The sequence below is a fragment of the Pseudomonas veronii genome (assembly GCF_001439695.1).
Classification (GTDB): domain Bacteria; phylum Pseudomonadota; class Gammaproteobacteria; order Pseudomonadales; family Pseudomonadaceae; genus Aquipseudomonas; species Aquipseudomonas veronii.
In genome coordinates this window covers 279,127-301,013 of record NZ_JYLL01000007.1, presented here as the reverse complement: position 1 = coordinate 301,013, position 21,887 = coordinate 279,127, and the positions used below count along the sequence as shown (strand labels likewise).

At 60.4% G+C, this 21,887-nt stretch carries 24 protein-coding genes; 23 read left to right on the top strand and 1 reads right to left on the bottom strand.

All coding sequences use genetic code 11. The features are described from left to right. The first annotated feature begins 3 nt into the window (after positions 1-3). Complete coding sequence (gene secF, locus TU80_RS12570; protein WP_017846188.1) at positions 4-918, top strand: protein translocase subunit SecF; 915 nt, start codon at positions 4-6, stop codon at positions 916-918. A gap of 124 nt (positions 919-1,042) precedes the next feature. Beyond that, complete coding sequence (locus TU80_RS12565; RefSeq protein WP_053257883.1) at positions 1,043-1,585, top strand: glycine zipper 2TM domain-containing protein; 543 nt, start codon at positions 1,043-1,045, stop codon at positions 1,583-1,585. 203 nt (positions 1,586-1,788) lie between these two features. On the opposite strand, the gene suhB is transcribed toward TU80_RS12565, so the two are convergent. Then, positions 1,789-2,604 carry a type III secretion system regulator SuhB gene (gene suhB / locus TU80_RS12560; RefSeq protein WP_017846186.1) on the bottom strand — a complete coding sequence of 272 codons (816 nt, stop codon included), beginning with the start codon at positions 2,602-2,604 and terminating at the stop codon, positions 1,789-1,791. Positions 2,605-2,749: 145 nt separating this feature from the next. Here suhB and trmJ point away from each other — a divergent pair, with 145 nt between their 5' ends. The 21 genes from trmJ (at position 2,750) to TU80_RS12455 (ending at position 21,721) form a co-directional block, all read left to right on the top strand. Beyond that, a complete protein-coding gene (gene trmJ, locus TU80_RS12555; RefSeq protein WP_057004583.1) occupies positions 2,750-3,520 on the top strand; it encodes a tRNA (cytosine(32)/uridine(32)-2'-O)-methyltransferase TrmJ in 771 nt (256 codons plus the stop codon). A 2-nt stretch (positions 3,521-3,522) separates the two neighbouring features. Further along, complete coding sequence (gene cysE / locus TU80_RS12550) at positions 3,523-4,305, top strand: serine O-acetyltransferase (protein WP_046382172.1); 783 nt, start codon at positions 3,523-3,525, stop codon at positions 4,303-4,305. Positions 4,306-4,608: 303 nt separating this feature from the next. Beyond that, on the top strand, positions 4,609-5,100 hold the full coding sequence (gene iscR / locus TU80_RS12545) for a Fe-S cluster assembly transcriptional regulator IscR (protein WP_003194020.1): 492 nt from the start codon (positions 4,609-4,611) through the stop codon (positions 5,098-5,100). 50 nt (positions 5,101-5,150) lie between these two features. Further along, complete coding sequence (locus tag TU80_RS12540) at positions 5,151-6,365, top strand: IscS subfamily cysteine desulfurase (RefSeq protein WP_046382173.1); 1,215 nt, start codon at positions 5,151-5,153, stop codon at positions 6,363-6,365. Between the two features lie 99 nt (positions 6,366-6,464). Then, positions 6,465-6,851: a Fe-S cluster assembly scaffold IscU gene (gene iscU / locus TU80_RS12535; RefSeq protein ID WP_003443374.1), complete on the top strand. Its 387-nt coding sequence runs from the start codon at positions 6,465-6,467 to the stop codon at positions 6,849-6,851. A 29-nt stretch (positions 6,852-6,880) separates the two neighbouring features. Further along, on the top strand, positions 6,881-7,204 hold the full coding sequence (gene iscA, locus TU80_RS12530) for an iron-sulfur cluster assembly protein IscA (RefSeq protein ID WP_010565230.1): 324 nt from the start codon (positions 6,881-6,883) through the stop codon (positions 7,202-7,204). Between the two features lie 8 nt (positions 7,205-7,212). Further along, positions 7,213-7,734, top strand: coding sequence for a co-chaperone HscB (gene hscB / locus TU80_RS12525; protein ID WP_046382174.1), 522 nt, complete (start codon positions 7,213-7,215; stop codon positions 7,732-7,734). Between the two features lie 51 nt (positions 7,735-7,785). Continuing rightward, positions 7,786-9,648 (top strand): Fe-S protein assembly chaperone HscA, encoded by a 1,863-nt coding sequence (hscA, locus tag TU80_RS12520; RefSeq protein ID WP_017846182.1) that lies wholly within the window; start codon positions 7,786-7,788, stop codon positions 9,646-9,648. 3 nt (positions 9,649-9,651) lie between these two features. Beyond that, positions 9,652-9,993 carry an ISC system 2Fe-2S type ferredoxin gene (gene fdx / locus TU80_RS12515; protein WP_057004582.1) on the top strand — a complete coding sequence of 114 codons (342 nt, stop codon included), beginning with the start codon at positions 9,652-9,654 and terminating at the stop codon, positions 9,991-9,993. A 14-nt stretch (positions 9,994-10,007) separates the two neighbouring features. Beyond that, entirely contained in the window at positions 10,008-10,208 is a 201-nt protein-coding gene (gene iscX, locus TU80_RS12510) for a Fe-S cluster assembly protein IscX (RefSeq protein WP_057004581.1), read from the top strand. Between the two features lie 91 nt (positions 10,209-10,299). Beyond that, positions 10,300-10,725, top strand: a complete 426-nt coding sequence (ndk, locus tag TU80_RS12505) for a nucleoside-diphosphate kinase (protein WP_017846179.1) — start codon at positions 10,300-10,302, stop codon at positions 10,723-10,725. Positions 10,726-10,753: 28 nt separating this feature from the next. Further along, positions 10,754-11,902: a dual-specificity RNA methyltransferase RlmN gene (gene rlmN / locus TU80_RS12500; protein ID WP_017846178.1), complete on the top strand. Its 1,149-nt coding sequence runs from the start codon at positions 10,754-10,756 to the stop codon at positions 11,900-11,902. Positions 11,903-11,914: 12 nt separating this feature from the next. Continuing rightward, positions 11,915-12,673, top strand: a complete 759-nt coding sequence (gene pilW, locus TU80_RS12495; RefSeq protein WP_057004580.1) for a type IV pilus biogenesis/stability protein PilW — start codon at positions 11,915-11,917, stop codon at positions 12,671-12,673. Then, positions 12,673-13,698: a RodZ domain-containing protein gene (locus TU80_RS12490; protein ID WP_057004579.1), complete on the top strand. Its 1,026-nt coding sequence runs from the start codon at positions 12,673-12,675 to the stop codon at positions 13,696-13,698. Before pilW ends, TU80_RS12490 begins: the two co-directional genes overlap by 1 nt. Before the next feature lie 2 nt (positions 13,699-13,700). Beyond that, positions 13,701-14,810 carry a flavodoxin-dependent (E)-4-hydroxy-3-methylbut-2-enyl-diphosphate synthase gene (gene ispG / locus TU80_RS12485; protein WP_017846175.1) on the top strand — a complete coding sequence of 370 codons (1,110 nt, stop codon included), beginning with the start codon at positions 13,701-13,703 and terminating at the stop codon, positions 14,808-14,810. Between the two features lie 23 nt (positions 14,811-14,833). After that, the gene (gene hisS, locus TU80_RS12480; protein ID WP_017846174.1) at positions 14,834-16,123 is read left to right on the top strand and encodes a histidine--tRNA ligase; all 1,290 of its coding nucleotides are present in this window, start codon (positions 14,834-14,836) and stop codon (positions 16,121-16,123) included. A gap of 41 nt (positions 16,124-16,164) precedes the next feature. Beyond that, on the top strand, positions 16,165-16,806 hold the full coding sequence (locus tag TU80_RS12475; protein WP_046382180.1) for a YfgM family protein: 642 nt from the start codon (positions 16,165-16,167) through the stop codon (positions 16,804-16,806). After that, positions 16,799-17,950: an outer membrane protein assembly factor BamB gene (bamB, locus tag TU80_RS12470; protein WP_017846172.1), complete on the top strand. Its 1,152-nt coding sequence runs from the start codon at positions 16,799-16,801 to the stop codon at positions 17,948-17,950. Before TU80_RS12475 ends, bamB begins: the two co-directional genes overlap by 8 nt. 259 nt (positions 17,951-18,209) lie before the next feature. Next, positions 18,210-19,679, top strand: a complete 1,470-nt coding sequence (gene der, locus TU80_RS12465) for a ribosome biogenesis GTPase Der (protein WP_017846171.1) — start codon at positions 18,210-18,212, stop codon at positions 19,677-19,679. 114 nt (positions 19,680-19,793) lie between these two features. Next, entirely contained in the window at positions 19,794-20,942 is a 1,149-nt protein-coding gene (locus TU80_RS12460; RefSeq protein ID WP_057004578.1) for a pyridoxal phosphate-dependent aminotransferase, read from the top strand. Then, complete coding sequence (locus TU80_RS12455) at positions 20,930-21,721, top strand: amidohydrolase (protein ID WP_017846169.1); 792 nt, start codon at positions 20,930-20,932, stop codon at positions 21,719-21,721. The genes TU80_RS12460 and TU80_RS12455 overlap by 13 nt, the downstream gene beginning before the upstream one ends. Positions 21,722-21,887: the final 166 nt, after the last annotated feature.

Below are 21,887 nucleotides of genomic sequence, written 5' to 3'. Positions count from 1 at the left end.
GCCATGTTACGTACAATCAACTTCATGGGCGTTCGCAATATTGCGTTCGGCGTCACCGTGCTCCTTACCGTTCTGGCGTTGTTCAGCTGGTTCCATAAGGGCCTGAACTACGGTCTGGACTTCACCGGCGGTACGCTCATCGAGCTGACCTACGAGAAGCCGGCCGACGTGACTCAGGTGCGCGAAGAGCTGGTCAAGGCCGGCTATCACGAAGCTATCGTGCAGAGCTTTGGTGCGACCACCGATCTGCTGGTGCGTATGCCGGGCGAAGACCCGCAACTGGGTCACCAGGTTGCCGAGGCCTTGCAGAAGGTCGGCGGTGATAACCCGGCGGCAGTCAAGCGCGTCGAGTTCGTCGGCCCGCAAGTGGGTGAAGAGCTGCGCGACCAGGGCGGCCTCGGCATGCTGATGGCGCTGGTCGGCATCATGATCTACCTGGCGTTCCGCTTTCAGTGGAAGTTCGGTGTCGGCGCCATTGTCTCGCTGATCCACGACGTGGTCGTGACCGTGGGCATCCTGGCGTACTTCCAGATCACCTTCGACCTGACTGTGCTGGCCGCGGTGCTGGCGATCATTGGTTACTCGCTCAACGACACCATCGTGGTATTCGACCGGGTTCGCGAGAACTTCCGCGTACTGCGCAAGGCGACGTTGATCGAGAACATCAATATCTCCACTACCCAGACCCTGTTGCGCACCATGGCGACGTCGATCTCCACCTTGCTGGCGATCGCAGCACTGATGATCTTCGGTGGCGATAACCTGTGGGGCTTCTCCCTGGCGCTGTTTATCGGCGTTCTGGCGGGCACCTACTCGTCGATCTACATCGCCAACGTGGTGCTGATCTGGCTGAACCTCAACAGCGAAGACCTGATCCCTCCGGCCGCGACTGGCAAGGAGGTCGACGACCGCCCTTGATGGGTGTTTGTTGATCTGCTGTTACAAAGAAGGCGCGAGTATTGAACTCGCGCCTTTTTTTTTGCTCCAAGGCTGGGTATAGCGCGGATCTTTCGGTCCGTTTGTGATGGTCAGGAGGTTCAACGTGAACAAGTCGTTACTGGTTGGTGCGGTATTGGGTGCTGTCGGTGTGACTGCCGGGGGTGCTGTTGCCACCTACAGCCTGGTAAAAAGCGGCCCTGAGTATGCGCAAGTGCTGGCGGTGCAGCCGGTGAAAACCCAGATTAAGACCCCGCGCGAGGTCTGCAAGGACGTCGCCGTGACCCGGCAGAAGCCGGTGCAGGATCAACACCAGATCGTCGGTACGGTGGTCGGTGCGCTGGCCGGTGGCCTGTTGGGCAACCAGGTCGGTGGCGGTAACGGTAAGAAGCTGGCCACCGTGGCCGGTGCGGTCGGTGGCGGTTATGCCGGTAACAAGGTGCAGGAGGGTATGCAGAACCGTGATACCTACACCACCACGCAAACCCGTTGTAACACCGTCAACGACATCAGCGACAAGGTCGTCGGTTATGACGTGCGTTACACCTTGGATGGCAAGGAAGGTTCGGTGCGTATGGACCGTGACCCGGGCGGCCAGATCCCGGTGGATAAAGAGGGGCGTCTGATCCTCGGCCAGAACCAGCAATAACCCCGGGCCTGGCACAGTTCACAATGTGGGAGGGGGCTTGCCCCCGATGGCGGTGTGTCAGTCAGCCTATCTGTAGCTGAAACTCCGCTATCGGGGGCAAGCCCCCCTCCCACAGTTGGCTTGTGGTGTTGCTGGTATTTAAGCTCACACCAAATTCCAGGCATAAAAAAAGCACCGAAGGGTGCTTTTTTGTGCTCGCTCGCTTAGCGCTTCAGCGAAGCCGGCAGGTGCGGCTGGATCGCCGTCAGTACTGCCTTGAAGCATTTGGTGTTGCCGGCTACCACGTGGCCTTTCTCCAGGAAGTCATGCCCGCCGGTGAAGTCGCTCACCAGGCCGCCGGCCTCTTGGATCAGCAGGGCGCCCGCTGCCATGTCCCACTCGGACAGGCCCGATTCCCAGAAGGCATCGAAACGACCGGCGGCGACGTAGGCCAGGTCCAGGCTGGCTGCGCCGGCGCGGCGGATGCCGGCGGTCTGGCCAACCAGGGCGCGGAACATACCCAGGTAGTTGTCCAGGTTGTCCATCTGGTCGTCACGGAATGGGAAGCCGGTGCCCAGCAGGGCGCCGTCCAGGCTGGTGCGGCCGCTGACGCGCAGGCGACGACCGTTCAACTGGGCGCCACGGCCACGGCTGGCGGTGAATTCTTCCTGGCGAACCGGGTCCAGCACAACGGCGTGTTCCAGGCGGCCACGGTATTTGCAGGCAATGCTCACGGCAAAGTGCGGGATACCGCGCAGGAAGTTGGTGGTGCCATCCAGTGGGTCGATGATCCACAGGTAGTCTTCGCCTTCGCCGCTGCCTTTGTGCAGGCCGGTTTCTTCGCCGAGAATGCCGTGGGTCGGGTAGGCCTTGCGCAGGGCGTCGATGATTTTCTGTTCGGCGGCGCGATCCACCTCGGATACATAATCCTTGGCGTCTTTTTCGTCGACCTTGATGGTATCCAGGCGCTCGATGGAGCGGAAGATCAATTCACTGGCGCTGCGGGCGGCGCGCAGCGCGATATTCAGCATGGGCTGCATGGATGTGTCACCTAAGGTTGTTAAAGAAAGCCGAGCATTCTAGCAGAAACTTTCTTCAGGTGAAGGACGGCGTGAGCTTTCGTGGCATAACCTTAGGCTGTTCTGTAAGATTTGCTCCCCTTTCCCGTGTCCGAGAGCGCCTCCCTTGCTGCAAAACATTCGTGTCGTCTTGGTCAATACCAGTCATCCCGGCAATATCGGCGGGGTGGCGCGAGCCATGAAAAACATGGGGCTGACGCGCCTGGTGCTGGTCGAGCCGCGCGTGTTCCCGCACCACGAGGCCGATGCCCGCGCATCCGGCGCCAATGACATCCTTGAAAAAGCCCAGGTCGTCGCCACTTTGGAAGACGCATTGGTCGGCTGCAACCTGGTGCTCGGCACCAGCGCCCGCGACCGGCGCATCCCCTGGCCTTTGCTCGATCCGCGCGAATGCGGGACCAAAGTGGTGGAAGAGGCCGTCGGCGGCGCTGAAATCGCCCTGGTGTTCGGTCGTGAAGACTCCGGCCTGACCAACGAAGAGCTGCAGCGATGTCATTATCACGTGCATATTCCATCAGACCCGGAGTTCAGCTCGCTGAACCTCGGGGCGGCGGTGCAGGTGTTGAGTTACGAAGTACGCATGGCCTGGCTGGCCGCTGAAGGGCAGCCGAGCAAGGTTGAGAAGGATGAAGTGGCGTCGACCAAGAGTGGCGAGTTGGCCACCATGGACGAGCTGGAGCGGTTCTATGAACACCTGGAGCAAACCCTGGTGGCCATCGAATTCCTCGATCCGGAAAAACCGCGGCACTTGATGGCGCGCCTGCGTCGTCTGTACGGACGCAGCTCGGTCAGCCGGGCGGAAATGAATATATTGCGTGGCATCCTCACGGAAACCCAGAAAGCGGCCCGTGGCGAGCTTCTTAAGCGGAAGGATTAAAAATGTTCGAGCGTTTGCGAGAAGATATCCAGAGTGTTTTCCACCGTGACCCGGCGGCGCGCAACGCCTTTGAAGTACTGACCTGCTACCCGGGCATGCATGCGATCTGGATTCATCGCCTGTCCGGTGCCTTGTGGGGCATGGGCTGGAAATGGCTGGCGCGGGTGGTGTCCAACTTTGGGCGCTGGTTGACCGGCATCGAGATTCACCCGGGCGCCAAGGTCGGCCGCCGCTTCTTTATCGACCATGGCATGGGCATCGTGATTGGCGAGACCGCCGAAATCGGTGACGACGTGACCCTGTACCAGGGCGTAACCCTGGGCGGCACCAGCTGGAACAAGGGCAAGCGTCACCCGACCCTGGAAAACGGTGTAGTGGTCGGGGCGGGCGCCAAGGTGCTGGGTCCGTTCACCGTGGGGGCAGGGGCCAAGGTCGGCTCCAATGCGGTGGTGACCAAGGCGGTGCCGCCGGGCGCAACCGTGGTCGGCATTCCGGGGCGCATCATCGTCAAGCCGGAAGTCGGCGATGAGCAGGAAGCCAAGCGCAAGGCCATGGCTGAGAAGATCGGCTTCGATGCCTACGGCGTCAGCGAAGACATGCCCGACCCGGTGGCCCGTGCCATCGGCCAGTTGCTCGACCACCTGCAGGCGGTAGATGGCAAGCTGGACGGCATGTGCGGCGCGCTGAAGGAGCTGGGCAGTAACTATTGTGCGAAAGACCTGCCTGAGCTGCGCGAAGAGGACTTCGCCGAGATCAAAGACGAAGCCGCCACCAAGGCTGGCTGAAGCCTCGCGATCACCAAAAGTCCCCTGTGGGAAGGGGCTTGCTCCCGATAGCGGTGGGGCAGTCACCCATACATTGACTGGTCCTTCGCCATCGGGAGCAAGCCCCCTCCCACAGGTTGTTCTCCATTGGTCTTGGAATTCCTGCTTGGCCGCTGTTCCTTCTGTTCGTCCCCACCCCATCCTGCTATTATTTGCGCGCCCTTTTTACGGGTAATCCTGACTAAAGTACTAGGTCTTATAGTTGACTTAAATACTCGGGAATAGCATACTTGCTCCCATTCTGAAACACCTTGGTACTTGTCCATGAGACTGACTACAAAAGGCCGATACGCGGTGACCGCCATGCTTGACTTGGCTTTGCACGCGCAAACTGGGCCGGTGTCCCTGGCCGATATCTCCGAGCGCCAAGGCATTTCCCTGTCCTACCTCGAGCAACTGTTCGCCAAATTGCGCCGCAGCAATCTGGTCTCCAGTGTGCGTGGGCCGGGTGGCGGCTATCAACTGTCCCGCGACATGCAGGGCATTCAGGTGGCCCAGGTGATCGACGCGGTCAACGAATCCGTCGATGCCACCAAATGCCAGGGTTTGGGTGATTGCCATGCCGGCGACACCTGCCTGACCCACCACTTGTGGTGTGACTTGAGCCTGCAGATCCATGAGTTTTTGAGTGGTATCAGCTTGGCTGATCTTGTGACTCGCCGTGAGGTGCAAGAAGTAGCCCAGCGTCAGGACCAGCGCCGTTGCAACACCAAGGCGCCGCGTCTGGACAAGATTGAAGCGTCCGCCGTCGAGTGACAGCCGAAGAGCTAACGGCACGCCAGCCAGCCTGATTTAGGAGAAAGTCCATGAAATTGCCGATTTACCTTGATTACTCAGCGACCACCCCGGTTGATCCGCGTGTCGCGCAAAAGATGAGCGAATGCCTGCTGGTTGACGGAAACTTCGGCAACCCGGCGTCGCGTTCCCACGTATTCGGCTGGAAAGCCGAAGAAGCGGTTGAAAACGCTCGTCGCCAAGTCGCCGACCTGGTGGGTGCAGATCCACGCGAAATCGTCTGGACCTCCGGTGCCACCGAATCCGACAACCTGGCAATCAAGGGCGCCGCGCATTTCTACGCGACCAAAGGCAAGCACCTGATCACCACCAAGATCGAGCACAAGGCGGTCCTCGACACCATGCGCCAACTGGAGCGTGAAGGGTTCGAAGTCACCTACATCGAGCCGACCACCGACGGTATCGTGACGCCGGCGATGATCGAAGCGGCCATGCGTGAAGACACCATCCTGGTTTCCGTGATCCACGTGAACAACGAAATCGGCACCATCAACGACATCGCGGCCATCGGCGAGCTGACCCGCTCCAAAGGTGTGTTGCTGCACGTCGACGCGGCTCAGTCCACCGGCAAGGTCGACATCGACCTGTCGAAGCTGAAAGTCGACCTGATGTCGTTCTCGGCGCACAAAACCTACGGCCCCAAAGGCATCGGCGCCCTGTACGTGAGCCGCAAGCCTCGCGTTCGCATCGAAGCCACCATGCACGGCGGCGGTCACGAGCGCGGCATGCGTTCGGGCACCCTGGCGACTCACCAGATCGTCGGCATGGGCGAAGCGTTCCGTATCGCCAAGGAAGAAATGGCTGCCGAAAACGTGCGTATCAAGGGCCTGAGCGATCGCTTCTACAAGCAGGTCGAAAACCTTGAAGAGCTGTACATCAACGGCAGCATGACTGCCCGTGTACCGCACAACCTGAATTTGAGCTTCAACTACGTCGAAGGCGAGTCGCTGATCATGGCGCTCAAGGACCTGGCGGTTTCGTCCGGTTCGGCCTGCACCTCGGCCTCCCTTGAGCCGTCCTACGTGCTGCGCGCCCTGGGCCGCAACGACGAACTGGCGCACAGCTCGATCCGCTTTACGTTTGGCCGTTTCACCACCGAAGAAGAAGTCGACTACGCCGCGCAGAAAGTCTGCGAGGCCGTCACCAAGCTGCGCACCTTGTCGCCGCTGTGGGACATGTACAAAGACGGCATCGACATTTCCAAGATCGAGTGGGCGGCACACTAACTATAGAAGCCGCCACCCCAGCTCTGTAGGAACGTGGCGGAAAACGCAGACGTTTTTACAGGGTTCCAGAGCGGCCCTGATGAGTGAGGATTCAGTACCATGGCTTACAGCGAAAAGGTCATCGACCACTACGAAAACCCGCGCAACGTCGGCAAGATGGACGCGGAAGACCCTGATGTCGGCACCGGCATGGTCGGCGCTCCGGCGTGCGGCGATGTGATGCGCCTGCAGATCAAGGTCAACGAACAAGGCATCATCGAAGACGCCAAGTTCAAGACTTACGGCTGCGGTTCGGCCATCGCCTCCAGCTCCCTGGCGACCGAGTGGATGAAAGGCAAGACTCTGGATGAAGCAGAGACCATCAAGAACACTCAGCTGGCCGAAGAACTGGCCTTGCCGCCAGTGAAGATTCACTGCTCCGTACTCGCAGAAGACGCCATCAAGGCGGCCGTTCGCGACTACAAGCAGAAGAAAGGCTTGATCTAAAGCATTTGGCGACGAGTAAGGAGTCAACGATGGCTATCAGCATGACAGAAGCGGCTGCGCGGCACGTGCGACGCTCCCTGGATGGGCGCGGTAAAGGTGAGGGGATTCGTCTGGGTGTTCGCACCACGGGCTGTTCCGGCCTTGCCTATGTGCTGGAGTTCGTCGACGAGGTAGTGGCGGAAGATCAGGTGTTCGAAAGTCACGGCGAGAAAGTGATCATCGACCCGAAAAGCCTGACCTACCTGGACGGCACCGAACTCGATTTCGTCAAGGAAGGGTTGAACGAAGGCTTCAAGTTCAACAACCCCAACGTGCGCGGTGAATGTGGCTGCGGCGAAAGCTTCAACATCTGAGGCTACTTGTGGGCACTCCTTGTCATTTCGCTTTATTCGAGTTGCAACCGAGCTTTCGGCTGGACCTCGAGCAGCTTGCCACGCGCTACCGTGAATTGGCGCGTGGCGTGCATCCGGACCGCTTTGCCGACGCTTCCGAGCGTGAACAGCGCCTGGCGCTGGAGCAGTCGGCCAGCCTCAACGAAGCCTATCAGACCCTCAAAAGCCCCCCCAAGCGCGCGCGTTACCTGCTCGCGATGAACGGTGGTGAGTTGCCGCTGGAAGTCACGGTGCATGATCCTGACTTTCTGATGCAGCAGATGCAGTGGCGCGAAGAACTCGAAGACTTGCAGGACGAAGCCGATCTGGCGGGTGTCGCAGTCTTCAAGCGGCGTCTGAAGGTGGCCCAGGATGAGCTCAACGAAAGCTTCGCAGCCTGTTGGGACGATGCAGCGCAACGTGAGCAGGCCGAACGCCTGATGCGGCGCATGCAGTTCCTCGACAAGCTCTCCTACGAAGTGCGCCAGTTAGAAGAGCGCCTCGACGATTAACCCAGCGCTGCCCCTGTTGCACGCCTGAAAGACAGATAAGACCTGATTACCATGGCCCTACTGCAGATCGCCGAACCCGGCCAAAGTCCTCAACCGCACCAGCGTCGCCTGGCGGTCGGGATTGACTTGGGCACCACTAATTCCCTGGTCGCCGCCTTGCGCAGCGGCCTGTCCGAGCCGCTGCCCGATGCTGATGGCCAGGTGATCCTGCCGTCGGCGGTGCGCTATCACGCCGATCGCACTGAAGTCGGTGAGTCGGCCAAGCTGGCGGCGTCCACCGACCCGTTGAACACCGTGCTGTCGGTCAAGCGCTTGATGGGTCGTGGGTTGTCCGACGTCAAGCAATTGGGCGATCAACTGCCGTACCGCTTTGTCGGCGGCGAGTCGCACATGCCGTTCATCGACACCGTCCAGGGCCCGAAAAGCCCGGTGGAAGTGTCGGCCGATATCCTCAAGGTGCTGCGCCAGCGCGCAGAGACCACCCTGGGCGGCGAACTGGTGGGGGCGGTGATCACCGTGCCGGCGTATTTCGACGACGCCCAGCGCCAGGCGACCAAGGACGCGGCGAAACTCGCCGGCCTGAACGTACTGCGCCTGCTCAATGAGCCGACCGCGGCCGCCGTGGCCTATGGCCTCGACCAGCAGGCCGAAGGCCTGGTCGCCATTTACGACCTGGGCGGCGGTACCTTTGATATTTCGATCCTGCGCCTGACCGGCGGGGTCTTCGAGGTGTTGGCCACCGGCGGCGATACCGCCCTGGGCGGCGATGACTTCGACCATGCGATCGCGCGCTGGATCATCAGCAGTGCCGGTTTGTCCGATGACCTGGACCCGGGCGAGCAGCGCCATCTGCTGCAAACCGCCTGCGCCGCCAAAGAAGCCCTGACTGACGCGGCCTCTGTTGACGTTTCCTACGGCAATTGGTCGGCCCAGTTGACCCGCGAAGCCTTCGATGCGCTGATCGAGCCGATGGTCGCCCGCAGCCTCAAAGCCTGTCGCCGCGCTGTGCGTGACTCCGGCGTAGAACTCGAAGACGTGGCTGCCGTGGTCATGGTCGGTGGTTCGACCCGCGTGCCGCGCGTGCGCGAAGCCGTTGCCGAAGCGTTCGGTCGTCAGCCGCTGACAGAAATCGACCCGGATCAAGTGGTGGCCATTGGTGCTGCGATCCAGGCCGATACCCTGGCGGGCAACAAGCGCGACGGTGGCGAACTGTTGCTGCTCGACGTGATTCCGCTGTCCCTGGGCCTGGAAACCATGGGCGGCCTGATGGAGAAGGTGATTCCGCGCAACACCACCATCCCCGTCGCCCGCGCCCAGGACTTCACCACCTACAAAGACGGCCAGACGGCCATGATGATTCATGTGCTGCAGGGCGAGCGCGAGCTGATCAGCGACTGCCGCTCCCTGGCGCGCTTTGAATTGCGCGGTATCCCGGCGATGGTCGCGGGCGCGGCGAAGATTCGCGTGACCTTCCAGGTCGACGCCGATGGCCTGCTCAGTGTGGCTGCGCGTGAATTGGGCTCGGGCGTTGAGGCCAGCATCCAAGTCAAGCCGTCCTACGGCCTGACCGACGGCGAAATCGCCAAGATGCTCAAGGATTCGTTCCAGTATGCCAGTGACGACAAGGTCGCCCGCGTGCTGCGCGAGCAGCAAGTCGATGCCCAGCGCCTGCTTGAAGCGGTGCAGGGCGCCCTGGATGTCGACGGCGAACGCCTGTTGGATGCCGAAGAGCGCATGGTCATTGACCTGCAGATGCAGGAACTGGCCGAATTGATGAAAGGCTCCGATGGCTATGCCATCGAGCAGCAGACCAAGCGCCTGTCGCAAGTGACCGATGCCTTCGCTGCCCGCCGCATGAACCAGACGGTAAAAGCCGCCCTGGCGGGCCGCAACCTGAATGAAATTGAGGAATAATTGATGCCGCAGGTCATTTTTCTGCCACACGCCGAGCATTGCCCGGACGGTATGGTCGTGGAGGCTGAGACCGGCAAGTCCATCCTCGAAGTTGCCCATGAAAACCACATCGAGATCGAAAGTGCCTGCGGCGGTGTCTGCGCTTGCACCACTTGCCACTGCATCATTCGCGAGGGTTTCGACTCTCTGGAAGAAGCTGACGAGTTGGAAGAAGACTATCTTGACCGTGCCTGGGGCCTGGAGCCGACTTCTCGCCTAAGCTGTCAGGCCAAGGTCGGGACTGAAGACATCACCGTCGAAATTCCGAGATATTCACTCAACCATGCGGCCGAAGCGCCGCATTGATTCAAGGAAGTGTCATGAGTCTTAAATGGGTTGATGTGCAAGAGATCGCTATCCTGTTGGCCGATGGCAATCCGGATATGGATCCCTACTCGCTGAACTTTGTCGCTTTGCGCGACATGGTCATGGCTTTGCCAGGGTTTGACGATGAGCGCGACCGCGGCGGTGAAAAGGTCCTGGAAGCGATCCAGACTGCCTGGAACGAAGAACAGGACTGACGCCTCCTTTACGCAGTTAGGCAATACCCAAGAACCCGCGTATAATTCGCGGGTTTAATTTTTCGCAAATTACCGTTTCTGGAGTTACACCATGGCTGTTCAACGTACTTTCTCCATCATCAAGCCTGACGCTGTTGCAAAAAACGTCATCGGCGAGATCACCACTCGTTTCGAAAAAGCCGGCCTGAAGGTTGTAGCCTCGAAACTCAAGCAACTGTCCAAGGCTGAAGCTGAAGGCTTCTACGCTGAGCACAGCGCTCGTGGCTTCTTCGGCGACCTGGTTGCCTTCATGATCTCCGGTCCTGTTGTCGTTCAGGTTCTGGAAGGCGAAAACGCTATCGCTCTGAACCGTGAGCTGATGGGCGCTACCAACCCTAAAGAAGCAGCTGCCGGCACCATCCGTGCTGATTTCGCTGATTCCATCGACGCCAACGCTGTACACGGTTCGGACTCCGAAGCCGCTGCTGCCCGCGAAATTTCGTACTTCTTCGCAGCTACTGAAGTAACCACTCGCTAAGCATTGGCTTAAGAGTGAAGGTGAATCCATGACTACATCGACTGTAAAAACCAACCTGCTGGGTCTGACTCAACAGGAAATGGAAAAATTCTTCGACTCGATCGGGGAGAAGCGTTTCCGTGCCGGTCAGGTAATGAAATGGATTCACCACTTTGGCGTCGATGATTTCGACGCCATGACGAACGTCAGCAAGGCCCTGCGCGACAAGCTCAAGGCTATTGCCGAGGTCCGTGGTCCCGAAGTTGTCAGCGAGGACATCTCCAGCGACGGCACCCGTAAGTGGGTGGTGCGCGTGGCGTCCGGCAGCTGCGTCGAGACCGTCTACATTCCCCAGGGCAAACGTGGCACCTTGTGCGTTTCGTCCCAGGCAGGCTGTGCCCTGGACTGCAGTTTCTGCTCCACCGGCAAGCAAGGCTTCAATAGCAACCTCACCGCCGCCGAAGTCATCGGCCAGGTGTGGATTGCCAACAAATCCTTTGGCAGCGTCCCGGCGACCGTCGACCGTGCCATCACCAACGTGGTGATGATGGGCATGGGTGAGCCGCTGCTGAACTTCGACAACGTGATCGCGGCCATGCACCTGATGATGGACGACCTGGGTTACGGCATCTCCAAGCGCCGTGTGACCCTGTCGACCTCCGGCGTGGTGCCGATGATCGATGAGCTGTCCAAGCACATCGACGTCTCCCTGGCGTTGTCGCTGCACGCACCCAATGACGCATTGCGTAACCAATTGGTGCCGATCAACAAGAAGTATCCGCTTAAGATGCTGCTTGAATCTTGCCAGCGCTACATGTCGTCCCTGGGCGAAAAGCGCGTGCTGACCATCGAGTACACCTTGCTCAAGGACATCAACGACAAGGTCGAACACGCGATCGAGATGATCGAGTTGCTCAAGAACATCCCGTGCAAGATCAACCTGATTCCGTTCAACCCGTTTCCCCATTCTGGCTACGAGCGGCCGAGCAACAACGCCATCCGCCGTTTCCAGGATCAACTGCACCAGGCCGGCTTCAACGTCACCGTGCGTACCACCCGTGGTGAAGACATCGATGCCGCCTGTGGCCAATTGGTAGGACAGGTGCTGGATCGCACCCGTCGCAGCGAACGTTATATCGCCGTGCGCGAACTGAGCGCCGCCGACGATGTGCCGCAAAGCGCCGCGACTCGAACCTGAGAGAGGATCTCTATGCCCTTGCGCCTTGCGCTGCTTTTGCTTGTTACCGGTCTCGCGGCCGGTTGTGTTTCATCGGGCTATGACAGCCCTTTGCAAACCGGCAAGGGCCGCGAAGAGGCGCGAGTGGCTTATGTGCAACTGGGCTTGGGTTACCTGCGCCAGGGCATGAGCGAGCAGGCCAAGGTGCCGTTGAAAAAGGCCCTTGAACTGGACGGCGACGATGCCGAGGCCAATGGCGCACTCGCCCTGGTGTTCCAGGCCCAGGCCGAGCCTGAGTTGGCCGAGCAGTATTTCAGCAAGGCCCTGGCTTCCCGTCCTGCCGATCCCCGGCTGCTGAACAACTACGGCAGCTTCCTGTTCGAGCAGAAACGCTATGACCAGGCTTCCCGTTATTTCCAGCAAGCCAGCGCCGATACCCTCTACCCAGAACGGTCGCGCGTGTTCGAGAACCTTGGGGTGGCCTCCAAGCGTCTCGGCCAGCGTGACATCGCGCGCCAACACCTGGAAAAAGCCCTGCACCTGAACAGTCGCCAGCCTCGCGCTTTGCTCGAAATGGCTGAGTTGTCTTACGAAGACAGGCATTATGTGCCGGCACGTGACTATTACGAACGTTTTAGCCTGCTCAGCGGGCAAAATGCACGTAGTCTATTGCTCGGTGTGCGCCTGGCGACGGTTCATGAAGAACGCGACACGGCCGCACGTTATGGCCAGCAACTCGAACGACTCTATCCCGGTACGCCGGAATATCAGCAATACCTGTCGGAGCAATGATGAAAGCGGCGCACCCGGAAGTTGTAGCAGCTAATCGCGTAAACCCAGGCGACACCTTGCGTCAGGCCCGCGAAAGCAATGGTTGGTCGCTGGCGGAAGTGGCCCTCAAGCTCAATTTGACCACCACGTCCCTGGGCAACCTGGAAGCCGGCGCGTTCGACAAGCTGCCTGGGCATACCTTCGCCCGCGGCTATATCCGCGCCTACGCCAAATTGTTGGGTATCGACCAGGCCATCTTGGTCCAGCAATTCGACCAGGTCACCGGCACCGACTCCCAGGGCAGCAACGTCCATGGCCTGGGGCGCATCGAAGAGCCGGTGCGGGTGTCCCATACGATCCTGCGCATCGTCAGCCTGTTGCTGCTGATCGCCGTGATTGGTGGCGGTTTCGTCTGGTGGCAGGACCAGGCCTCCCAGCGCACCAAGGACCTGACCAGCAACGCCATGGAGCACGTCGAAGTCGAAAGCGCCGACGGCACCACGCAGATTCACCCGTTGGACGAGCCGGAAGACCAGGCTGTCGCCGAAGGCCAGGCTGCGCCCGAAGCGCCAGTGACGGCCGAGCAACCCGCGGCGGAATCGGCCCCGGCGGCCACCACTGCTGCGGTGCCGGCTCCAGCCGTACCGGCGCACGCCCCGGTCGTACCGGCTGCACCGGCGCACACTCCGGCGGCGCCTGTGGCGCAAGCCACCGCCCCGGTCGCTCCCGTGCAGGCGCCAGCGCCTGCCGCCGCCCCGACAGCCCCCGCGATTTCGCCGCCGACCACTCCCGTGTTGATCGCCGGTGACGGGCACGTACAAATTACCTTCGTTGCTGACTGCTGGACGCAACTCAGCGATGGCAATGGCAAAGTGCTGTTTAGCGGTCTGAAGCGTAAGGGAGATACGCTCGACCAGGGCGGCAAGCCTCCTTTGACGCTGCGTCTGGGCTTTGCCCGTGGCGCGCAAGTGGCCTACAACGGCCAGCCTGTCGACGTAGCGCCGTTCACCAGTGGCGAAACTGCTCGCCTGAAGTTGGGACAATAGTCATGCACGGCGAATCTCCAATCAAACGTCGCGTATCGCGCAAGATCTGGGTCGGCTCGGTGCCGGTGGGTGGCGACGCCCCCATCGCGGTACAGAGCATGACCAACAGCGACACCAACGATGTCGCTGCCACCGTCGCCCAGATCAACCGTCTGGAAGCCGCCGGTGTCGACATCGTGCGGGTTTCCGTACCGGATATGGATGCCGCCGAAGCCTTCGGCCGCATCAAGCAACTGGTCAAGGTGCCGCTGGTTGCCGACATCCACTTCGACTACCGGATCGCTTTGCGCGTCGCCGAACTGGGCGTCGATTGCCTGCGCATCAACCCGGGCAACATCGGTCGCGAAGACCGTGTGCGCGCAGTGGTGGATGCTGCCCGTGATCGCGGGATTCCGATCCGCATCGGCGTCAACGCCGGTTCCCTGGAAAAAGACCTGCAAAAAAAATACGGCGAGCCGACCCCGGCCGCGCTGGTTGAATCGGCGCTGCGCCACGTTGAACACCTTGAGCGTCTGAACTTCCAGGACTTCAAGGTCAGCGTAAAGGCCTCCGACGTGTTCATGGCGGTAGAAGCCTACCGCCTGCTGGCCAAGGAAATCGTGCAGCCGCTGCACCTGGGTATCACTGAAGCGGGCGGTTTGCGCTCAGGCACAGTGAAATCTGCGGTGGGTCTCGGTATGCTGCTCGCCGAAGGGATTGGCGATACTATCCGCATCTCCCTGGCGGCAGACCCGGTAGAGGAAGTGAAGGTCGGTTACGACATTCTCAAATCCCTGCATTTGCGTTCCCGTGGCATCAACTTCATTGCCTGCCCGAGCTGCTCGCGGCAGAACTTCGACGTGGTGAAAACCATGAACGAACTGGAAGGGCGCCTCGAAGACCTGCTGGTGCCGCTGGATGTCGCGGTGATCGGTTGTGTGGTCAACGGGCCGGGTGAAGCCAAGGAAGCCCATATCGGCTTGACCGGCGGCACGCCGAACCTGATTTACATCGACGGCAAGCCGTCGCAGAAACTGACGAATGACAATCTGGTGGATGAGCTCGAAAGACTGATCCGCCAGAAAGCGGCCGAAAAGGTCGAGGCTGACGCTGCAGTTATCGCGCGCGGCTGATCCAGCGAATTTAAGGAATAGATGTGAGCAAGTCTCTGCAAGCCATTCGTGGCATGAACGACATCCTTCCGGAGCAGACGCCGCTGTGGCGCTACTTCGAGAACACCGTTGCGCGTCTGCTGGATAACTACGGTTACAAACAGATCCGTATGCCGATCGTCGAGTTCACCGAGCTGTTCAAGCGCTCCATCGGTGAAGTGACCGACATCGTTGAAAAAGAGATGTACACCTTCGAAGACCGCAACGGTGATTCCCTGACCTTGCGTCCGGAAGGCACCGCCGCGTGCGTGCGCGCCGTGCTCGAGCATGGCCTCACCGGCGGTGGCCAGCCGCAGAAGCTGTGGTACATCGGGCCGATGTTCCGCCACGAGCGCCCGCAGAAAGGCCGTTATCGCCAGTTCCACCAGATCGGCCTGGAAGTGTTCAACCTCGACGGTCCGGACATCGACGCCGAACTGATCGTGCTGACCTGGCGCCTGTGGGGCCTGCTGGGCATCCGCGATGCGGTCAAGCTTGAACTCAACAGCCTGGGCACCAGTGAGTCCCGGGGCCGCTATCGCGTCGCCCTGGTCGAGTACCTGTCTGCCCACCTGGACAAGTTGGACGAAGACAGCCAGCGCCGTCTGAAAACCAACCCGTTGCGCGTCCTCGATACCAAGAACGCCGACACGCAGGCCGTGCTGGTCAATGCGCCGAAGATGGCCGATTACCTGGACGACGAATCCCGCACCCACTTCGAGGGGCTCAAGGCGCGCCTGGAAGCCGCCGGGATTCCTTACGTGATCAACCCGAAACTGGTGCGCGGCCTCGACTACTACAGCAAGACCGTGTTCGAGTGGGTCACCGACAAGCTCGGCGCCCAGGGCACCGTGTGTGCCGGTGGCCGTTATGATGGCCTGGTCGAGCAGATGGGCGGCAAGCCGACCCCCGGCGTGGGTTTTGCCATGGGTATCGAGCGCCTGATCCTGCTGCTGGAAACCCTGGAACAGGTTCCGGAAGAAATCTCCCGTCAGGTGGATGTGTACCTGTGCGCCTTTGGCGAGGCCGCCGAACTGGCTGCCCTGGCCCTGAGCGAAAAAGTGCGCGACCAGTTGCCGAACCTGCGCCTGCAGATCAATGCCGGCGCCGGCAGCTTCAAGAGCCAGTTCAAGAAGGCCGACAAGAGCGGTGCGCTGTACGCACTGATCCTCGGCGATGACGAATTGGCCCAGCAAGTGATAGGTTTCAAACCCCTGCGTGGCCAGGGCGAGCAACAGAACATTGCCTTTGATGCGCTCGCCGCGCACTTGGCCACCTGCGTCGTGCAGGGTTGAAGCTGTCGAACAGCCGAATTTAGCGATTAAGGAGTGTTGGGGTGTCGAGTACTGATGATGAGCAGCTGGCCGAGTTCAAGGACTGGTGGCAGCGTAACGGCAAGCCCCTGGTTACCGGCGGCCTGCTGGCTTTAGTGGTGGTGTTCGGCTGGCAAGCCTGGCACAAGTATCAGGCCAACCAGTCCCAAGGCGCCTCGATCCTCTATCAGCAATTGCTGGAAAGCACGCTGACGCCGAGCGGCAAGCCCGATCCTGCGCAAGTGGCAGACCTGGCCGGCAAGCTCAAGAGCGAATTTGGCGGTAGCACCTACGCCCAATACGGCAGCCTGTTCGTCGCGAAAGTCGCGGTCGACACCGGCAAGCTGGATGACGCCGTCGCCGAACTGAAGGCCATCGCCGACAAGCCGACCAACCCGACCCTGGGTGAAATCGCACGTCAGCGCCTGGCTCAGGTATTGGCGGCACAGAACAAGGCCGACGAAGCACTCAAACTGCTCGACGGTGACGCTGACAAGGCATTTGTAGCCACTCGCGAAGAGCTCAAGGGTGACCTGTTGGTCCAATTGGGTCGTACCGACGAAGCCAATGCTGCGTACAAAAAAGCCAAGGCGGCGCTGTCTGATGAAGCGGCGGTCGGTGGCTTACAAATCAAGCTCGACGACTTGGCCAAAGGGGATGCGTGACGTGATCCGTTGGAAACATGCAGCATTGCTGGCTCTGGCCGTTCTGGCCGCGGGTTGCAGCAGCAACAGTAAAAAAGAACTGCCTCCGGCCGAGCTGACCAGCTTCAAGGAAGAAGTGGTCCTGCAAAAGCAGTGGAGCCGCTCCATCGGTGACGGTCAGGGCGAAACCTACAACATGTTGGTACCGGCAATCGACGGTGACAACATTGTGGCCGCTGACGTGACCGGCGTGGTGATCTCCATGGATCGCATGAACGGCGACGTGAAGTGGAAGAAAGACCTCGAACTGCCTGTATCCGGCGCCGTCGGCGTGGGTTACGGCATGGTCATGCTCGGCACGCTCAAGGGCGAAGTCGTGGCGCTGGACTCCAGCACCGGTGAAGAGAAATGGCGCGCTCGCGTGACCAGTGAAGTTCTCGCACCGCCTGCCACCAACGGCGACATCGTCGTGGTGCAAACCCAGGACGACCGTGTGATCGGCCTCGACGCCAGCACTGGCGCCCAACGCTGGTTGTACGACAGCACCCCTGCGGTGCTGACCCTGCGCGGTACCAGTGGTCCGGTTGTGACCAATAATCTGGCCGTTGCGGGCCTGTCGACCGGTAAAGTGGTCGCCCTGAATACCCAGAACGGCGTGCCTATCTGGGAAACGCGTGTGGCGATCCCGCAAGGTCGTTCGGAACTGGATCGCGTCGTCGACATCGACGGTGGCTTGCTGCTGTCCGGCGAAACCCTCTACGTCGCTACCTACCAGGGCCGTGTCGCGGCACTGGACCTGCAAAGCGGCCGCGTCAACTGGCAGCGTGATGCTTCCAGCTACGCCGGTGTCGCCCAAGGGTTTGGCAGCGTCTACGTAAGCCTGTCGTCCGGCACCGTTGAAAGTGTCGACGAACGTTCCACCACTGCGCTGTGGAGCAACGACTCTCTGGCCCGCCGTCAACTGTCGGCACCGGAAGTGTTCTCCAGCTACGTAGCGGTAGGCGACTTCGAAGGCTACCTGCACCTGCTGAGCCAGGTAGACGGTCGCTTTGTGGGTCGCGAGCGCATCGACAGCGACGGCCTGCGTGCTCGTCCGCTGGTCGTGGGTAACATGCTTTATGTGTTTGGCAACAGCGGCAAGCTGGAAGCCCTGACCATCAAGTAAAGGTTTGACTATGCTTGGGGTTACCCCCAGGCGGCCCTGCTTCATTGCTTAATGTAGGAGCGAGCTTGCTCGCGAAGGACGTCAACGCTCACGCGGGTTTCTGGATAAACGCGGCGTCCTCAGGTTTTTCGCGAGCAAGCTCGCTCCTACAGGAACCAGTGTCGGGCAGGGTATGCGGCATTTCAAATGCCGCCCCGAGCACCAGCCGCTGCCTTGCAGCGGCTTTTGTATTTTCTGAAATAACGAAGTGGAGAGCCGCATGGTTCCCGTAATCGCCCTGGTGGGCCGACCTAACGTCGGCAAGTCCACCTTGTTCAACCGCCTGACCAGGACTCGCGACGCCATTGTCGGCGACTTGTCCGGTCTGACCCGTGATCGCCAATACGGTGAGGCAAAGTGGCAAGGGCGCTCCTACATTATTGTCGACACCGGTGGTATCTCCGGTGACGAGCATGGCATGGACGAAAAGATGGCCGAGCAGTCGCTGCTGGCCATTGAAGAAGCCGATGTCGTGTTGTTCCTGGTGGACGCCCGCGCGGGCTACACCGCTGCCGACCAGATGATCGGCGAGCACCTGCGCAAGCGCAACAAGCGTTCCTACGTGGTCGCCAACAAGATCGACAACATCGATCCTGAAATGGCCCGTGCCGAATTCAGCCCGATGGGCCTGGGCGACGCGATCCCGATCGCCGGTGCCCACGGTCGCGGCATCACCCAGATGTTGGAAATCGCCCTGCGCGACTTCCCTAAGGATGACGCCGAGGAAGAAGAGGGCGAAGAAGAGGTCGTCGCCGAAGGTGAGGAAGCCAAGCGCATTCCGGGCCCGAGCGAAAAAGACGGTATCAAGATCGCCATCATCGGCCGTCCCAACGTCGGCAAGTCGACCCTGGTCAACCGTATGCTCGGTGAAGACCGGGTCATCGTGTATGACCAGCCCGGCACTACTCGCGACAGTATCTACATCCCGTTCGAGCGTAACGACGAGAAGTACACGCTGATCGACACCGCTGGTGTGCGCAAGCGCGGCAAGATCCACGAGGAAGTTGAAAAGTTCTCCGTGGTGAAAACCCTGCAGGCGATCAAAGACGCCAACGTGGTGATCTTCGTGATGGACGCCCGCGAAGGCGTGGTGGACCACGACCTCAACCTGCTGGGCTTCGCCCTTGAGGCTGGTCGGGCGCTGGTGATCGCGATCAACAAGTGGGACGGCATGACGCCGAGCGAGCGCGATTTCGTCAAGATCGAACTGCAGCGTCGTCTGTTCTTCGTCGAGTTCGCCGATATCCACTTTATCTCGGCACTGCACGGTACCGGCGTGGGCAACCTCTACGCGTCCGTACAGAACTCGTTCAAGTCCGCGGTCACCCGCTGGCCGACCAACCGTCTGACCCAGATCCTCGAAGACGCGGTCGGCGAGCACGCACCGCCGATGGTCAACAACCGCCGGATCAAACTGCGTTACGCCCACTTGGGTGGTGCCAACCCGCCGATTATCGTGATCCACGGTAACCAGATCGAGAAGGTGCCTAAATCCTACGTGCGTTACCTGGAAAACACCTACCGCCGTGTCTTGAAGCTGGTCGGTACGCCGATCCGTATCGAGTTCAAGGGTGGCGAGAACCCATACGAAGGCAACAAGAACACACTGACTGACCGTCAGGTGAACAAGAAGCGTCGTTTGATGACTCACCACAAGAAGGCCGACAAGAAGCGCCGCGACAAGCGCTGATTCTGACCTCGCAAAAAGGGCTCTTTACGGGCCCTTTTTTGTGCGTGGTGGTTTGCGCCTTGACCCGATGCAGTTGGCAGCTTAAAACTTGGGGTTCACCTGCAGGGGCCTCCGATGATCAACAGCAAGCTGCCAAATGTCGGCACGACCATTTTCACCACCATGTCGCAACTCGCTGCCGAAACCGGCGCGCTCAACCTGTCCCAGGGCTTCCCTGACTTCAATGGCCCGCAGGGTTTGCTCGATGCCGTGGGCAAGCATGTCGCCAGCGGCCATAACCAATACGCACCGATGACCGGCCTGCCAGCCCTGCGCCAGCAAGTGGCGGCCAAGATCGCGCGCAGCTATGGCGCCACGGTCAGCCCCGACAGCGAAGTGACGATCACGCCCGGAGCCACGGCGGCGATCTTCTGCGCGATCCAGGCGGTGATCCGCAGCGGCGATGAGGTCATCGTGTTCGACCCGTGCTACGACAGCTATGAGCCTTCGGTCGAGTTGGCCGGCGGTCGCTGCGTGCATGTGCAACTGAACCTGGAAAACTTCAGCCTCGACTTTGAAAAGATCCAGGCGGCGTTGTCTGCGCGCACGCGCATGATCATCCTGAACACGCCGCATAACCCCACCGGCGCACTGATCAGCCGTGCCGAGCTGGACCTGTTGGCGGCCTTGATCCGCGACCGCGATATTTACCTGGTCAGCGATGAGGTCTACGAACATCTGGTGTTTGACGGTGTGCCTCATGTCAGCGTGCTGGCCCACGAAGAACTGTATCAACGTGCGTTCGTGGTCAGTTCCTTCGGCAAGACCTATCACGTCACCGGCTGGAAAACCGGCTACGTGGTCGCGCCACCGGCACTGACCGTCGAATTGCGCAAGGTGCATCAATATGTCAACTTCTGCGGCGTGACCCCGCTGCAGTACGCGTTGGCAGACTTCATGGCCGAACACCCGGAACACGTCGAAGAACTGCCGGCCTTTTACCAGGCCAAGCGCGACCTGTTCTGCGACCTGTTGACGCCGTCGCGTTTCAGCTTTACCCGGGTCACCGGTACTTACTTCCAACTGGTGGATTATTCAGCGATTCGCCCAGACCTGGATGACGTCGCCATGTCGTTGTGGATGACCCGCGAGCATGGCGTAGCGACGATCCCGGTTTCGGTGTTCTACCAGCATCCACCCCAAGGCCAGCGCCTGGTGCGCCTGTGCTTTGCCAAACGCGAGGAGACGCTGCAACAAGCAGCTGAGAAACTATGCGTGATCTGAATGCACTACCCGACCTGAACATCGCCCTGGTCCAGACCAGCCTGGCCTGGCACAACCGCCAGGCCAACCTCGATCACTTCGAACTGTTGCTGGAACAGGCTCGTGGCGCTGACCTGATCATCCTGCCGGAGATGTTCACCACCGGTTTCTCCATGGACTCGGCCACCCAGGCCGAACCGGAAAATGGCCCGACCCATCGCTGGCTCCAGAGCCAGGCGGCGAAGTACAACGCGGTGATCACCGGCAGTGTGATCATCCAGGCCGCCGACGGCAGCCACCGCAACCGCCTGTTATGGGCGCGGCCGGATGGCGAGGTGCTGCATTACGATAAGCGCCACCTGTTCCGCATGGCCGGCGAGCACAATCACTACACGCCCGGCGAGCGCCAGGTGCTGTTCGAGATAAAGGGCTGGCGTATTCGCCCATTGATTTGCTACGACCTGCGCTTTCCGGTGTGGAGTCGTGACGCCCAGGATACCGACCTGCTGCTGTACACCGCCAACTGGCCGGGGGCGCGACGCCAGCATTGGAACCGGTTGCTGCCAGCGCGGGCGATCGAGAACCTGTGTTATGTGGCGGCGGTGAATCGGGTGGGTACCGACGGCAAAGGCTTCGCTTATACCGGGGATAGCCAGGTGCTGGATTTCCAGGGTGAGAGCCTGTTGAGTGCGGGGGAGGCGGACGGGGTGTTTACGGTGTGCCTCAAAGCGGATGAATTGGCGGCTTACCGCAGCAAATTTCCGGCGAACCTGGATGCCGATACTTTTCAGTTTGTCTGACAGACCGCTATCGCGGGCAAGCCCACTCCCACATTCGAGCCGAACACGGTCAAAATGTGGGAGTGGGCTTGCCCGCGATGAGGCCCCAACAGACCACACACATCCAAAGCCCAACAAAAAAGGCCCCTGAGTTCTCACCCAGGGGCCTTTTGCATGTCAGCGCTCA

Bases quoted from the DNA above. Each gene is read 5' to 3' on its own strand.
- iscR (WP_003194020.1), top strand. From the start codon at position 4,609: ATGAGACTGACTACAAAAGGCCGATACGCGGTGACCGCCATGCTTGAC.
- hscA (WP_017846182.1), top strand. From the start codon at position 7,786: ATGGCCCTACTGCAGATCGCCGAACCCGGCCAAAGTCCTCAACCGCAC.
- rlmN (WP_017846178.1), top strand. From the start codon at position 10,754: ATGACTACATCGACTGTAAAAACCAACCTGCTGGGTCTGACTCAACAG.
- TU80_RS12460 (WP_057004578.1), top strand. From the start codon at position 19,794: ATGATCAACAGCAAGCTGCCAAATGTCGGCACGACCATTTTCACCACC.
- TU80_RS12540 (WP_046382173.1), top strand. From the start codon at position 5,151: ATGAAATTGCCGATTTACCTTGATTACTCAGCGACCACCCCGGTTGAT.
- secF (WP_017846188.1), top strand. From the start codon at position 4: ATGTTACGTACAATCAACTTCATGGGCGTTCGCAATATTGCGTTCGGC.
- der (WP_017846171.1), top strand. From the start codon at position 18,210: ATGGTTCCCGTAATCGCCCTGGTGGGCCGACCTAACGTCGGCAAGTCC.
- suhB (WP_017846186.1), bottom strand. From the start codon at position 2,604: ATGCAGCCCATGCTGAATATCGCGCTGCGCGCCGCCCGCAGCGCCAGT.
- TU80_RS12455 (WP_017846169.1), top strand. From the start codon at position 20,930: ATGCGTGATCTGAATGCACTACCCGACCTGAACATCGCCCTGGTCCAG.
- iscU (WP_003443374.1), top strand. From the start codon at position 6,465: ATGGCTTACAGCGAAAAGGTCATCGACCACTACGAAAACCCGCGCAAC.
- iscX (WP_057004581.1), top strand. From the start codon at position 10,008: ATGAGTCTTAAATGGGTTGATGTGCAAGAGATCGCTATCCTGTTGGCC.
- iscA (WP_010565230.1), top strand. From the start codon at position 6,881: ATGGCTATCAGCATGACAGAAGCGGCTGCGCGGCACGTGCGACGCTCC.
- ndk (WP_017846179.1), top strand. From the start codon at position 10,300: ATGGCTGTTCAACGTACTTTCTCCATCATCAAGCCTGACGCTGTTGCA.
- bamB (WP_017846172.1), top strand. From the start codon at position 16,799: ATGCGTGACGTGATCCGTTGGAAACATGCAGCATTGCTGGCTCTGGCC.
- TU80_RS12490 (WP_057004579.1), top strand. From the start codon at position 12,673: ATGAAAGCGGCGCACCCGGAAGTTGTAGCAGCTAATCGCGTAAACCCA.
- pilW (WP_057004580.1), top strand. From the start codon at position 11,915: ATGCCCTTGCGCCTTGCGCTGCTTTTGCTTGTTACCGGTCTCGCGGCC.
- cysE (WP_046382172.1), top strand. From the start codon at position 3,523: ATGTTCGAGCGTTTGCGAGAAGATATCCAGAGTGTTTTCCACCGTGAC.
- fdx (WP_057004582.1), top strand. From the start codon at position 9,652: ATGCCGCAGGTCATTTTTCTGCCACACGCCGAGCATTGCCCGGACGGT.
- ispG (WP_017846175.1), top strand. From the start codon at position 13,701: ATGCACGGCGAATCTCCAATCAAACGTCGCGTATCGCGCAAGATCTGG.